General features: G+C 45.7%; 13 protein-coding genes. 4 read left to right on the forward strand and 9 right to left on the reverse strand.

Annotation, left to right across the window (positions count from 1 at the left end; translation table 11 throughout):
• Positions 1-164: 164 nt before the first annotated feature.
• From treC to gmhB, 5 genes are all read right to left on the reverse strand, one after another.
• A complete protein-coding gene (gene treC / locus AKJ31_RS09450; RefSeq protein WP_053408850.1) occupies positions 165-1,847 on the reverse strand; it encodes an alpha,alpha-phosphotrehalase in 1,683 nt (560 codons plus the stop codon).
• An 81-nt stretch (positions 1,848-1,928) separates the two neighbouring features.
• A complete protein-coding gene (treB, locus tag AKJ31_RS09455; protein ID WP_053409093.1) occupies positions 1,929-3,353 on the reverse strand; it encodes a PTS trehalose transporter subunit IIBC in 1,425 nt (474 codons plus the stop codon).
• A 383-nt stretch (positions 3,354-3,736) separates the two neighbouring features.
• On the reverse strand, positions 3,737-4,684 hold the full coding sequence (gene treR, locus AKJ31_RS09460) for a trehalose operon repressor TreR (RefSeq protein ID WP_053408851.1): 948 nt from the start codon (positions 4,682-4,684) through the stop codon (positions 3,737-3,739).
• A 105-nt stretch (positions 4,685-4,789) separates the two neighbouring features.
• Complete coding sequence (locus AKJ31_RS09465; protein WP_053408852.1) at positions 4,790-5,116, reverse strand: MliC family protein; 327 nt, start codon at positions 5,114-5,116, stop codon at positions 4,790-4,792.
• A 47-nt stretch (positions 5,117-5,163) separates the two neighbouring features.
• Positions 5,164-5,715, reverse strand: a complete 552-nt coding sequence (gene gmhB, locus AKJ31_RS09470) for a D-glycero-beta-D-manno-heptose 1,7-bisphosphate 7-phosphatase (protein ID WP_053408853.1) — start codon at positions 5,713-5,715, stop codon at positions 5,164-5,166.
• A 218-nt stretch (positions 5,716-5,933) separates the two neighbouring features.
• Here gmhB and metN point away from each other — a divergent pair, with 218 nt between their 5' ends.
• Genes metN through AKJ31_RS09485 form a run of 3 tightly spaced genes read left to right on the forward strand, consistent with a single transcriptional unit; the run spans position 5,934 to position 8,472 of the window.
• On the forward strand, positions 5,934-6,968 hold the full coding sequence (gene metN, locus AKJ31_RS09475; protein WP_053408854.1) for a methionine ABC transporter ATP-binding protein MetN: 1,035 nt from the start codon (positions 5,934-5,936) through the stop codon (positions 6,966-6,968).
• On the forward strand, positions 6,958-7,635 hold the full coding sequence (locus AKJ31_RS09480) for a methionine ABC transporter permease (RefSeq protein WP_053408855.1): 678 nt from the start codon (positions 6,958-6,960) through the stop codon (positions 7,633-7,635). The genes metN and AKJ31_RS09480 overlap by 11 nt, the downstream gene beginning before the upstream one ends.
• Before the next feature lie 27 nt (positions 7,636-7,662).
• Complete coding sequence (locus AKJ31_RS09485; RefSeq protein WP_053408856.1) at positions 7,663-8,472, forward strand: MetQ/NlpA family lipoprotein; 810 nt, start codon at positions 7,663-7,665, stop codon at positions 8,470-8,472.
• Positions 8,473-8,701: 229 nt separating this feature from the next.
• Here AKJ31_RS09485 and AKJ31_RS09490 read toward each other — a convergent pair whose 3' ends face one another.
• The 4 genes from AKJ31_RS09490 to AKJ31_RS09500 form a co-directional block, all read right to left on the reverse strand.
• Positions 8,702-9,565, reverse strand: a complete 864-nt coding sequence (locus AKJ31_RS09490; protein ID WP_211263052.1) for an AraC family transcriptional regulator — start codon at positions 9,563-9,565, stop codon at positions 8,702-8,704.
• Between the two features lie 149 nt (positions 9,566-9,714).
• Entirely contained in the window at positions 9,715-11,301 is a 1,587-nt protein-coding gene (locus AKJ31_RS09495; RefSeq protein WP_053408857.1) for an AbgT family transporter, read from the reverse strand.
• A gap of 222 nt (positions 11,302-11,523) precedes the next feature.
• Positions 11,524-11,649, reverse strand: coding sequence for a type B 50S ribosomal protein L36 (ykgO, locus tag AKJ31_RS22570; RefSeq protein WP_072161297.1), 126 nt, complete (start codon positions 11,647-11,649; stop codon positions 11,524-11,526).
• Positions 11,650-11,660: 11 nt separating this feature from the next.
• Positions 11,661-11,912, reverse strand: coding sequence for a type B 50S ribosomal protein L31 (locus AKJ31_RS09500; protein ID WP_053408858.1), 252 nt, complete (start codon positions 11,910-11,912; stop codon positions 11,661-11,663).
• 126 nt (positions 11,913-12,038) lie between these two features.
• On the opposite strand from AKJ31_RS09500, the gene tsaA reads away from it, so the two are divergent.
• Positions 12,039-12,734, forward strand: coding sequence for a tRNA (N6-threonylcarbamoyladenosine(37)-N6)-methyltransferase TrmO (gene tsaA / locus AKJ31_RS09505; protein ID WP_053408859.1), 696 nt, complete (start codon positions 12,039-12,041; stop codon positions 12,732-12,734).
• Positions 12,735-12,762: the final 28 nt, after the last annotated feature.

Consider the following 12,762-nt stretch of genomic DNA (forward strand, 5'->3'; position numbering starts at 1 on the left):
AATCCGTCCCCCTCCACCATACAAAAGAAAGCCAGCTCATTGAGCTGGCTTTTTTCGTTTCATACCATCGCGACATCTTAACGAGTCTGGAGACATCCTTTTCTCCAGACGCAAAAAGGCCCCGACTCCTCGGGGCAAAAGAACTAACACAATGATGGGGAATGCTAGTCCTGTAAAAGAATGATGCGAGTCTCATACGGACGAAGCACCTGATGCTGACTTACGGACTCAGTCAAATCAGCATAATTGCCCAACACATACTTCGCCTTACTCACGTCAAACTCTGACGGCAGTAAGCATTCTGTCTCTTTTCCATAGTAGTTATTCAAACAAATCAAAACCTGACTCTCACTCTGGCGCTTATAACCAAACACAGAGTTATGCTCTGGATAGAGATCCTGATAATCCCCAGTAGTGATCACTTCGATCTCTTTACGTAACTGAATCAGTCGTTGATAGAAATAGAACACGGAGTTTGGATCGGCCACTGCTTTGTCGGCATTCACTTGGGGGTAGTTTTCCGCGACTTCTAGCCAAGGTTGAGCTTGGGAGAAACCAGCAAATGCTTCGTTGTTCCACTGCATTGGCGTACGAGAATTATCACGTGATTTCTGCGCTAGGATCGCAATCATATCTTCATGGCTCACACCTTGTTGATTGACCATGATGTCATACATATTGGTGCTCTCAACATCGCGGTATTGTTCGATTGACTGATACCCAGGGTTGGTCATGCCGATCTCTTCACCTTGATAGATGTATGGCGTGCCTTGCATCATATGAACCGAAGCCGCCAGCATTTTCGCGGATTCAACACGATACTGTTTATCGTCGCCTAATCGACTCACGACGCGAGGCTGATCGTGGTTACACCAGAACAGAGCGCCCCAACCTTTGCCATTCAAACCGGTTTGCCAGTGGTTGAAAATCTGCTTGAGTTGCTGAAAGTCAAACGGCGCTTTGGTCCACTTTTCACCATTCGGGTAATCGACTTTAAGGTGGTGGAAGTTAAACACCATCGATAACTCTTTGTTATCAAGCGACGAATACTGTTGGCAGTGCTCAAGCGTGGTGGATGACATTTCGCCGACCGTCACGCTGCCGTACTTCTGAAATACCGCAGAACTGATTTCCTGAAGAAATTCATGCACTCGAGGCCCGTCGGTGTAAAAACGTCGACCATCGCCAATATCATCATTCGGGAAATCTTGCTGTTTAGAAATCAGGTTAATCACGTCTAAGCGGAAACCATCAACGCCCTTTTCTGCCCAAAAGCTGATTACATCTTTGACTTCTTGGCGAACTTTCGGGTTTTCCCAGTTCAGGTCTGCCTGCTCTTTCGCAAATAGGTGTAAAAAGTATTGGCCAGTTTGCTGGTCGAGTTCCCAAGCGCTGCCACCAAATTTGGACTGCCAGTTGTTCGGGATTCCACCGTCTACGGGATCTTTCCAAATGTAGTAGTCGCGGTAAGGGCTGCTTTTATCGCCCAATGCAGACTGGAACCAGTGGTGCTCTGTCGAAGTATGGTTGACGACGATATCCATAATGATACGGATACCGCGTTGGTGGGCTTGCGCTAACAACTCATCGAAATCGGCCATGCTGCCAAACTGAGGGTTAATCGCGTAGTAATCTGAAATATCGTACCCGTTATCAATCATCGGTGACTGATATACTGGGGTTAACCAAATCGCGTCAATGCCAAGCAGTTTCAAGTAATCGAGTTTAGAGATAATACCTTTGATATCTCCCGTCCCTTTACTTCCGCTATCACAAAAACTTTTTGGATAAATCTGATATATCGTGGCTGTTTTCCACCAGTTTGCATCATTTTTGATTGTTGTCATTTCGAAACTCACTTACCAAATCGAACGTTGAACAAAGAGGGGCGAAGAAAGTCGCCCCAAAATTAATTTGCTAGTTAGTTGTTATGCGTCAGCAGGTTCTAGCTCACCTTTCATCTCTGCGCGTTTGTAGAAGAACAAGGTCAGTAATGCTGGAATCAAAATCGCTACCAACATCGCCAGTGCGTAGATTCCCCAGTACTGTGGTTGGATAGACAAGATACCCGGCAGACCACCGACACCGATACCGTTCGCCATAACACCCGCGCTACCACAAATCGCCGCTGCAATCGCACTACCAATCATTGCGCTCAACATTGGGAACTTGTATTTCAAGTTGATACCGTACATTGCAGGCTCAGTAACACCTAAGTAAGCAGAGATTGCCGCAGGTACCGAGATATCGCGCTCACCGTGTTTCTTACTAATTAGAATGATACCGACAACGGCAGACGCCTGAGCAATATTTGACAGCGCAATCAGCGGCCAAATCGGTGTACCACCCAGCTCTTGCATCAACTGAAGGTCGACGGCGTTAGTGGTGTGGTGAATACCAGTAATTACTAGCGGTGCGTATAGGAAACCAAAGATAGTTGAACCGATCATCGCAAAGTCACCCGTCATGGCTGCTTTTGCTGCAAATGCCACACCATCACCCAACATACGACCAAAAGGACCAATTAATGAGTGCGCCAGAATGACCGATACAATGATGGAGACAAATGGCACAACCACTAGGTAGAGATACGATGGAACAATGCGTTTTAGACGAGTTTCAATAAACGCTAACGCAACACCCGCCAACATCGCAGGGATAACCTGAGCTTGATAGCCAACTTTCTCGATAACAAACAGTCCGAAATCCCACGCTTCAGGCACTTGCTTACCAATCAAGTAAGCGTTCATGAGCTGCGGTGAAACCAAGGTCACACCCAAAGTGATACCAAGAATCGGCGTACCACCGAGTTTTCTCACGGTCGACCAACATACGCCGACAGGTAGGAAGAAGAAGATCGCTTCACCAATTAGCCACAAGAAGCTGTGTACCGTTGCCCAAAACTGGCTGATTTGCGTCAAGGTTTGGCCGTCAAACATCTTGATATCGCCAATCACGTTACGGAAGCCAAGGATCAGACCACCAGTGATGATTGCAGGAAGCAGCGGTACAAAGATTTCGGCAAGATGGGAAATACCGCGCTCCAGGAAGTTCATATTTTGGCGGGCCGCTTGTTTCGCTTCGTCTTTCGAGGCTGACTTTTGACCAGTCAGTTCGATAAGGATTTTGTAAACTTCATCGACCTCAGTACCGACGACTACCTGAAATTGGCCTGCATTGGTAAAGCAACCTTTAACCAGCGACAACGCTTCCAGCCCTTTCACGTCGGCTTTATCGGTATCATTTAATACGAAACGTAGGCGAGTCAAACAGTGGGTCACGCTCGCGATATTTTCGCGGCCTCCTACCAGTTCAATCAGACGCTCAACTTCGTGTTTAGCAATCTTACTCATATCCATGTCCACCCTAGTTGGATTCTCATTCATGTGTATATCAACCCACTATTTAGGGAAGATACTGTTAGGCTTTCCAGCCTTAAACTGACTTTATAGTTATTTTGGGAATGTTCCCAAATGTGGTTATTATATTGTCAGATCTAATATTAAATAAAAATGGGAACAATCCCATAAATTGAATGAGATCACAGTATATTTTTAAACCACTTTAAAAATAGTAGCTTATATCAGTGCGAAAACATCACGTTTAGGTAAGCTGTGATCAAGCAGCGAGTTTAGGTTCGAAAAAGCACAAGAGCCAACGATAGCGAGTACATCGTTGGCTCTATATAAGGAGAAAAAGAGAAAGGTAAGAGCTACGTTACACCCGCAACTATTGCTCAGCTCATTACAGGTTCTTGGGTTAAATGATGCAATTCTTGTTCACCATTAATATGAGAGATCAATAAGTTAGCAGCCATAGCCCCCGCTTGAGAGTAGCCAGGGTCGATACTAAACACTTTAGGAAATAAGAAAGAAAGCAGTTCGTTTCCTCCTACCCCAGTGACGAGAACATCTTCACGATCCAGTTCTTGCAGACGTTTGATCACCCCGAGCGCTAACGTGTCGCTGGCGCAAACAATAGCTTGCGTCGCTGGCGTCAATATATCATCCACCAGCTTATACGCACTTTCGTGAGTCAGTTTACCGGTCTTATATTGAGGTTCTAGAGCGTGCGTTTTGCACCACTCAAGATACGCATTGAGTCGAATTTTACCGGTCGTCTTATCGGTCGGGTCAACGCCAATAAACGCGATATCATCAATCCCTTGCTCGCGAAGATACTGCAACGCTTTCTCGATAACGCCATGGTTATCGTAATTGATTGAAGAAGTTACGTCGGTATCCATAGCGATCACGACACTACGATTTTGCCAGGTCTTAAGTCTATCGATATCAAAATCGCTAAAACCAAACACCACCACACCATCAACATTGCGTTTGGTTAGTACATCAAGGTGTTCATTGGTTTTGTCACGGTCAAACTGGCTTTCCATGATTACCACGTCATAACCGGCTTGATACAGTGCTTGCAACATGCTGCTGACCGCTTTGTTCTCTGAGGGAGAATCAAGACGAGAGATAATGACCCCCACGACCTTTTGGCTGCCACCACGCATCGCTTGCGCAGACTTAGAAGGCACATAACCAGACTCAGCAATCACTCGCTCAACTTTGGCTCGGGTTTCTGGTTTGACTTTAGGGTCATTGGTCAGAACTCGAGAGACGGTAGATTTACCCACTCCAGAAAGTTTAGCGATGTCGAGAATGGTGAGTTTCTTATTCATAATGGTTTGGTCGGTTTCAGGGAGTCTGGTGAGCTAAAGACAGCTCAAACATAAAATCTGGTATTTTAGCTCAGACCAACAGCCTGAGCTTTTAGAGGATATACGCTAGTTGGTTTTACAATATTTGTAAATCACTCGCTCGTACTCTAAACGGGCATCGTTGCCTTTTGTGTACAAGGTCAAAGGGTTTTGCGTTTCAGCGCTGCCGTCATCAAGAATATAACGTGTACCTGATCCTGACGGCACTTGAATCATTGGAAACTCTTGCCCGGATAGACGCAATGTTGCGCGCTCTTGCTCTGGGAAGTAAGCGACTGCGAAGCTCTTGCCCATTTCACATTGGTACTGCAAAAAGTTCACGTTATCTGAAGAACCAGCACACCCCGCCAGAACTGCGCTCATCATCGTGATTGTTAGAAATTTCGAATTCATTCTTGCCTCCAACAAACAAAAAGGCCGCAGATGCGACCTTAACTGTATTACTTTGCCAAATACGCTGGCACGTCTTTAATACTATCTAGCACTGCTGACGCCAAAGATTCGCCCTGTTCCGTAACCGGTTTACCAGTGCGAACCAGAATGCGCGTTCCAACACCTGCCGCCTGCGCAGCCATCATATCTTCGGCTTTATCGCCCACCATCACCGACTTTTCCATATCGATCTTGAGGAACTCACGTGCCGAGTTAAACATCCCCGGTTTCGGCTTACGGCAGTCACAATCTTCTTTGTATTTACCTTGGCCGTGCTCTGCATGGTGTGGGCAATAATAGATGCCATCGAATTCAACGCCGTTGTCGACGAAGTTCCAATCCATCCATTGAGTTAAAGACAAAAAGCGCTCTTCGCTAAACTTACCACGCGCAATACCAGACTGGTTGGTGACCAGTACTAATAAATAGCCCATTTCTTTCAATTTCTTGGTTGCTTCAAACACGCCATCAATGAATTCGAAGTCATGCTCATCATGCACGTAACCGTGGTCGACGTTAATCACGCCATCACGATCTAAAAAGACTGCTGGTTTAGCCAAAATTTGCTTCTCTATCTTTTGCTTATACCCAGAATTATTGCACGCTTTATTTCTTTCATCACTATCTAATTACCAAACGGTTGGGCAAAAAATACGTTTAGACGTCTAGACGTAAAAATATCTATTGACACCTATACAACAAACCCATAGCATCATCTACATAACAGGATGTAGTTCGAAATTATCTACTGCTCCAGAGATTTAAAGTGGGTTTATCGATGATTGAAATTAATCAAGTCAACAAGGTTTTCTATCAGGGCACTAAGCAAATCAACGCTCTGAAAGACATTAACCTTCATATTGCTCAAGGCACGATTTTCGGTGTTATTGGCTCATCAGGAGCGGGTAAAAGTACGCTGATACGTTGTGTAAACATGCTGGAAGCGCCAACAAGCGGCTCTATCATTGTTGATGGTGTTGACCTGACTCAACTATCTAAATCAGAGCTAAGCAAAACACGCCGCAACATCGGCATGATTTTCCAGCACTTTAATCTGCTTTCATCACGTACCGTGTTTGATAATGTTGCGCTACCGTTGGAACTGGCGGGCGCAGACAAAGCGAAAATCAACGAGAAAGTTACTGAGTTACTTAAGTTAGTTGGCTTGGCAGATAAACACGAAAGCTACCCATCAAACTTAAGTGGCGGCCAGAAACAGCGTGTTGCGATTGCTCGCGCCCTAGCTTCAGACCCGAAAGTATTGCTGTGTGATGAAGCGACGAGTGCACTAGACCCAGCGACAACCCAATCAATTTTGGAACTTCTCAAAGAGATCAACCGCAAGCTCAACATCACCATGCTGCTGATCACGCATGAAATGGACGTTGTGAAGAGCATCTGTCACGAAGTGGCGATCATCGGTGACGGTGAGCTTGTCGAAAAAGGCACAGTCGGTGAAATTTTCGCTCACCCGAAAACAGAGCTGGCACACCAATTTATTCGTTCGACGCTGGATCTTTCGATTCCTGAAGATTATCAAGCAAGATTACAAAGCGAGCGCGTTGAAGGCAGCTACCCACTGGTTCGCCTTGAGTTCACAGGCGCCACTGTCGATGCGCCATTGATGAGCCAAATTACACGTAAATTTAACATCGACGTAAGCATTTTGAGTTCTGATCTCGATTACGCTGGCGGTGTGAAGTTCGGCATGATGGTCGCTGAACTGTTTGGTAATGAAGATGATGATAATGCAGCGATCGAATTCCTGCGTGACCACAACGTAAAAGTAGAGGTACTTGGTTATGTCCTTTAAGACGATTTCAGACTGGCTGAGCCTAAACGGCGACCTACTGTTGGGCGCGACTTGGGAAACACTCTACATGGTTGCTGTCGCGGGCATCGTTGGCTTTGCGATTGGTATTCCTCTCGGTGTGGTTTTACACACAACCAAGAAAGGCGGATTGCTAGAAAATACGCGTGTAAACAGCGTACTTGGCGCCATCGTCAATATTGGTCGTTCAGTGCCTTTCCTCGTGTTGATGGTGGCTATCATTCCAGTAACTAAACTGTTGGTCGGTACATTTATCGGCACCACAGCCGCGATTGTTCCGCTGACCATCGGCGCTATTCCATTCGTCGCTCGCCTGATTGAAGGTGCGTTATTGGAAGTACCATCAGGTCTAGTAGAAGCCGCGCAATCTATGGGAGCAACGCCGCTACAGATCATCAACAAAGTGCTACTACCGGAAGCGCTACCGACAATCGTTAACTCGGTAACCATTACTCTAGTCACCTTGGTGAGCTACTCAGCAATGGCAGGTACCGTGGGCGGCGGCGGTCTTGGTGACGTAGCGATCCGCTACGGTTTCCACCGCTACGACGTGGTCATCATGGCCGTGACGGTAGTAATGCTTATCGTGTTGGTACAAATTATTCAGTCTATTGGCGACGCCGTGGTTCGCCGTGTAGATCACAGATAAAATTCATTTTATTACAAGGAGATAGTCATGAAATTCAATCTTAAGGGTTTACTAGCCATCGCTGCTGCAGCCTCTGCACTTATTCTTTCTGGCTGTGGTGAAAAAGAAGCCGATACAAGCAAAATCAAAGTCGGTGTTATGGCTGGTGCTGAAGCACAAGTTGCTGAAGTTGCAGCTAAAGTAGCAAAAGAAAAATACGGCCTAGACGTTGAATTGGTTACTTTCACTGACTACGTAACACCAAACGCTGCATTGGATGACGGCTCTATCGACATCAACGCGTTTCAACACAAGCCATACTTAGATCAGCAAGTTGCTGACCGTGGTTACAAGTTGACCATCGCAGGTAACACGTTTGTTTACCCAATCGCGGGTTACTCAAAGCAAGTTAAGTCCGTTGAAGAAATCAAAGAAGGCGACCGTATCGCGGTACCAAACGATCCAACTAACCTAGGTCGTTCGCTGCTTCTTCTTGAGCAACAAGGTCTACTAAAACTTCGTGAAGGCGTAGGTCTACTAGCGACTGTACGTGACATCGTTGAAAACCCGAAAAACATCACAATTGTTGAGCTAGAAGCGGCGCAACTTCCTCGTTCACTAGACGACGTAGCTCTTTCTATCATCAACACGACTTACGCGAGCTCAATCGACCTGACTCCACAGAAAGACGGTGTATTCGTTGAAGACAAAGAGTCTCCATACGTAAACCTAATCGTGGCACGTGAAGAGAACGTTAACGCTGAAAACGTACAGAACTTTGTTAAGTCATACCAAACTGACGAAGTGTACACAGCAGCATCTGACATCTTCAAAGGTGGCGTAGTTAAAGGTTGGTAATCGCTGACTACTCGCTATAAATGACTAGGCCGACGTGAAAACGTCGGCCTTTTTTATACCAATCACAGTAGGTAAATGGTCAGAAATAGCGTAGGAAAAATGCTTGAGAACAAGGCAAAATTTTTCGATTAGTAGTTATTCTACAATCAACTTACTTTAAACGAAAAGTTAACGCAGTTATCGAGTATTTTAACAAGCTAGAATGAACAGTTATTTACTACGATTGGTATCATTTCAGTGGCAAGTAAACTTCTGTGACTAAATCACACTCGTCCACTTGGTGAACAAAGTTGAGATAGTGGAAAAAGCACGGATAGTCTCTCAACTCTTCACCACTTTGCGGCAACCAGCTTCGGTATAGCTGATAGACGGTTTCGCCAATTCTGTCGTGACTGCCTTTATGAATCGCCATCGCGCAGCGCCCTGCCGGAATGACTCCTGCTTTCACGCCAAATACGTTCTCAGGCACCTCGCCTTGATGAGTACCACAGATATCAAAACGAAATTCATCCGCGGGGGTGTCATTTGGGTCAGAATACGGTACACCAAATGTTTCGCTTTTGTCGACCGGTGATAACCCTGTGCTTTTGCGCCACTGAATAAACTTGCTTGCGGTTTCGAGCACCAGATTCGGATGCCCTTTGTGTTCAATCAGTGCGACTTCACGTTGCGCGAAATCCACCACAGTTACGTCTAACATGTTTTCTCCTTGCATTGGTGGCTGGGCTGCGTATTGCGCATGCCAATGTTGCCACGCAGGCTGAGTTCTAAATTGAGAAGGAGTCTGGTCAAAGATGCGAGAAAATGCTCGTGAGAACGCCTCTGGGCTCTCAAATCCCGCTTCATAAGCAATATCAGTAACGCTGTACTTCGCTTCAAACGCCAAACGAAATGAAGCGCGCTTCAACCTTGCCATCTGCACATACTGTACTGCGCTGACTCCCATGTAAGCCTTAAACAAACGGTGGAAATGGTACTTCGAACAGATCGCAACCTCACTAAGCACGTCCAGTGTCAGCGCCTCGTCGAGGTGTGTAGCAATATAATCACACACCCGTTCGATTCTGTTTAAATGTTGTTGATTCGTCACAATGTTCCATTTCACGTTGGTGGCTGTATGCAAATAATATGGCTCAGCCGAGAGAGAAGCCTGATTGAGATTGCGCAATTTATTTTATTTAAACATAAAAAAAGCCGGAGCTGAGTGCTCCGGCTTTGACGAAAGAAAGATTAATCTGAAAATTAAGGCGTGTAGTACGTCGCCGCACCAGGACCAACTGGTAGGCCGAACACGAATACCCATAGGTAGAACAAGAAGCTCCAACCTACGATAAAACAGATTGAGTAAGGTAGCATGGTCGCGATTAGCGTACCGATACCTAGGTTCTTCATGTAGCGTGTCGCAACAGCCAAGATCAGACCAAAGTAGCTCATCATTGGCGTGATGATGTTGGTCGTTGAGTCACCGATACGGTAAGCCGCCTGAATAGTCTCAGGTGCGTAACCCACTAGCATCAGCATTGGTACGAAGATTGGAGCTGTTACTGCCCACTGAGCAGATGCAGAGCCGATCATCAGGTTGATGAAACCACACATTAGGATGAACGCGAAGAACAGCATTGGGCCCGTTAGACCGATGCTTTGTAGGAAGTCCGCGCCCGCAACTGCAAATACCTGACCAAAGTTCGTCCACTTAAAGAAAGCAACGAACTGAGCAGCGAAGAATACCAATACAATGTACATACCCATTGATGACATTGATTTCGCCATTGCGTCGATCACGTCACGGTCTGTCTTCATTGTGCCAACCACTTTACCGTACACAAAGCCCGGAATAGCGAAGAACACAAAGATGAACGCTACGATACTTTTCAGGAATGGAGAACCTGCGATCGTACCTGCATCAGAACGTAAAACACCGTCTGCTGGAACAACAGTCCACGCAAGCAGTGCTGAAACAACAAGAATCGCAACACCAGCTAGTTTTAGACCTTTCTTCTCGATAGCAGTGAGGCTGCCCATCTTGTCATTTGAAAGATCTTCAGACGCTTCTTCGTCGTTGTATTTGCCTAGTTTTGGCTCAACGATTTTCTCAGTAACAAACGCACCCATACCTGCAATAAAGAAGGTAGAAACAAACATGAAGTACCAGTTAACTTCTGGGCCTACCGTGTAAGTTGGGTCAATCATTTGTGCTGCTGTTTCTGTAATACCAGAAAGCAGTGGGTCAACCGTACCGATCAGAAGGTTTGCTGAGTAGCCGCCAGATACACCAGCGAATGCCGCAGCAAGACCAGCAAGAGGGTGACGACCAAGAGAGTGGAACAACATCGCCGCTAGTGGGATAAGAACCACGTAGCCAAGCTCAGATGCTGTGTTAGAGATGATACCAGCAAATACAACTGTAACAGTAACCATGCGCTTAGAAGCGCCCATTACCAAGCCGCGCATTGCAGCAGACAGAAGACCTGAATATTCAGCGATAGCCACACCCAGCATAGCCACCAATACAGTGCCTAGCGGAGCAAAACCAACAAAGTTTTTCACTAGGTTAGTTACGATTAGCTCAAGACCATCCGCATTCAGCAGGCTAACAACCTGAATCATGCCGTCTGCAGCACGACCTTTCGCGCCTTCAGGGCGAGGGTCTACAACTGCAACATCGAAATATCCTGCGATACCTGATGCAACTAGGATTGCCACACAAAAAAGTGCAAAAAGAGTGATTGGGTGGGGTAATAGGTTCCCTAAATATTCAACACTATCAAGAAAGCGCGTAAATAACGGCTTCTTCGGTGAATTTTGTTTAATTGAAGCAGATGAACTCATCTGTTTACTCCTTGTAGTTTTTCCTGCGCCAATGTGACAAAAATGTCAACAAAGCCGGCGCAGAGTACTCGACAAGTCGTTCAATTTAAAATCCAAAATGTTACAAAGTGTGTATTAGATCAGATTTTTTAACGTCTTTTGAACAAATAAATAGCAAAAAACACCAATTTAAAAACAATCATCAGCATGATAATTCACTTAATACCAATCACTCTAGTTATGTTACTTTTGCACCGCCTTAAATCTAGGATTCGCCTTGCAAATCACATATAGGCGCCCTTTTCGCTTGACGATTTGACAATCAGGGTGACGATTTTTCGCGCTCTTTAATGACTTTAATACCTTCATTTTTCTACCCTTTATTTACCAAACTGACCAAATCGACGATTGTAGTTCGCCACTCTTCCTTCTTTCTGGATCACGCGCTGCTTACCGGTATAAAACGGATGCGACTCAGAAGAAACTTCGATCGTAAAATACGGATAAGTGTTGCCATCTTCCCATTCGATGGTGCGGTCCGTCTGTAACGTTGAACCGACCAAAAAATATTTATCGACACTCGTATCGTGAAACACCACTTTGCGGTATTCCGGATGGATATTCGGTTTCATAACTCTCCTCAAAAAACACAAACTGTTATGTTATAACATTTCAATTAATAATCATTATCAAAAAGTTTTGCAAGTCATTTTTGTGATATTTTGAGCGCAAGATAGTTAGACAGACACGAACATGCGATGTATTCCATAGAGCCAATCGGTTTCATTGAAAGCCCTTATAAAGAGAAATTTGCCGTACCGAGACAACCGCGATTGGTGCCCGCAGCTGGAGCCAGAGTGCGACTGTCTGGTGCGGCGAATAGCCCAGAAGCGCTGCGTGGCATAGAACAATTTAGTCATGTCTGGCTGTTGTTCTTGTTTGACCAGAATATTGACGCTGGCTGGAAACCGACCGTGCGTCCTCCAAGGCTGGGTGGTAACGAGCGAATCGGGGTATTTGCGTCGCGCTCTACATTTCGCCCCAATGGAATCGGCATGTCCGCGGTCGAAATAAAAGGCGTGAGTAAAAAAGGCGATCAGTTGTATCTGGAGCTGGGCAGTGTCGATTTGGTTGATGGCACACCGATTGTAGATATCAAACCTTATATTCCCTACTCGGACTCAATTAGCGATGCGACAGGCGGTTACGCTGAAGCCGAACCAGAAACATCACAAGTGTGCTTTTCGGTTCAAGCGTTAACCATGCTGCAATCGCGCAAAGACGGTTTGATGCAGCAGCAAGTGATCGAACAAGTATTAGCTCAAGATCCTCGCCCTGCTTATAAGAAAAACAAATCCGACGATAAAGAATATGCGGTAAATTTGTTCGATCTGAACGTAAAGTTCAGGGTAAATGGCAACTTAATAACAGTTACCGCTATTGAACGCTTTTGACAAAGCAAATTGGCTGATATTATAGACG

This window comes from Vibrio hepatarius, from assembly GCF_001274785.1.
Classification (GTDB): Bacteria; Pseudomonadota; Gammaproteobacteria; order Enterobacterales; family Vibrionaceae; genus Vibrio; species Vibrio hepatarius.

What these genes read in the sequence shown, in the direction of transcription:
- ykgO (WP_072161297.1), bottom strand. Translation starts at nt 11,649, where the DNA reads ATGAAGGTATTAAAGTCATTAAAGAGCGCGAAAAATCGTCACCCTGAT.
- tsaA (WP_053408859.1), top strand. Translation starts at nt 12,039, where the DNA reads ATGTATTCCATAGAGCCAATCGGTTTCATTGAAAGCCCTTATAAAGAG.
- treR (WP_053408851.1), bottom strand. Translation starts at nt 4,684, where the DNA reads ATGAATAAGAAACTCACCATTCTCGACATCGCTAAACTTTCTGGAGTG.
- AKJ31_RS09480 (WP_053408855.1), top strand. Translation starts at nt 6,958, where the DNA reads ATGTCCTTTAAGACGATTTCAGACTGGCTGAGCCTAAACGGCGACCTA.
- AKJ31_RS09485 (WP_053408856.1), top strand. Translation starts at nt 7,663, where the DNA reads ATGAAATTCAATCTTAAGGGTTTACTAGCCATCGCTGCTGCAGCCTCT.
- treB (WP_053409093.1), bottom strand. Translation starts at nt 3,353, where the DNA reads ATGAGTAAGATTGCTAAACACGAAGTTGAGCGTCTGATTGAACTGGTA.
- metN (WP_053408854.1), top strand. Translation starts at nt 5,934, where the DNA reads ATGATTGAAATTAATCAAGTCAACAAGGTTTTCTATCAGGGCACTAAG.
- AKJ31_RS09465 (WP_053408852.1), bottom strand. Translation starts at nt 5,116, where the DNA reads ATGAATTCGAAATTTCTAACAATCACGATGATGAGCGCAGTTCTGGCG.
- treC (WP_053408850.1), bottom strand. Translation starts at nt 1,847, where the DNA reads ATGACAACAATCAAAAATGATGCAAACTGGTGGAAAACAGCCACGATA.
- AKJ31_RS09500 (WP_053408858.1), bottom strand. Translation starts at nt 11,912, where the DNA reads ATGAAACCGAATATCCATCCGGAATACCGCAAAGTGGTGTTTCACGAT.
- AKJ31_RS09495 (WP_053408857.1), bottom strand. Translation starts at nt 11,301, where the DNA reads ATGAGTTCATCTGCTTCAATTAAACAAAATTCACCGAAGAAGCCGTTA.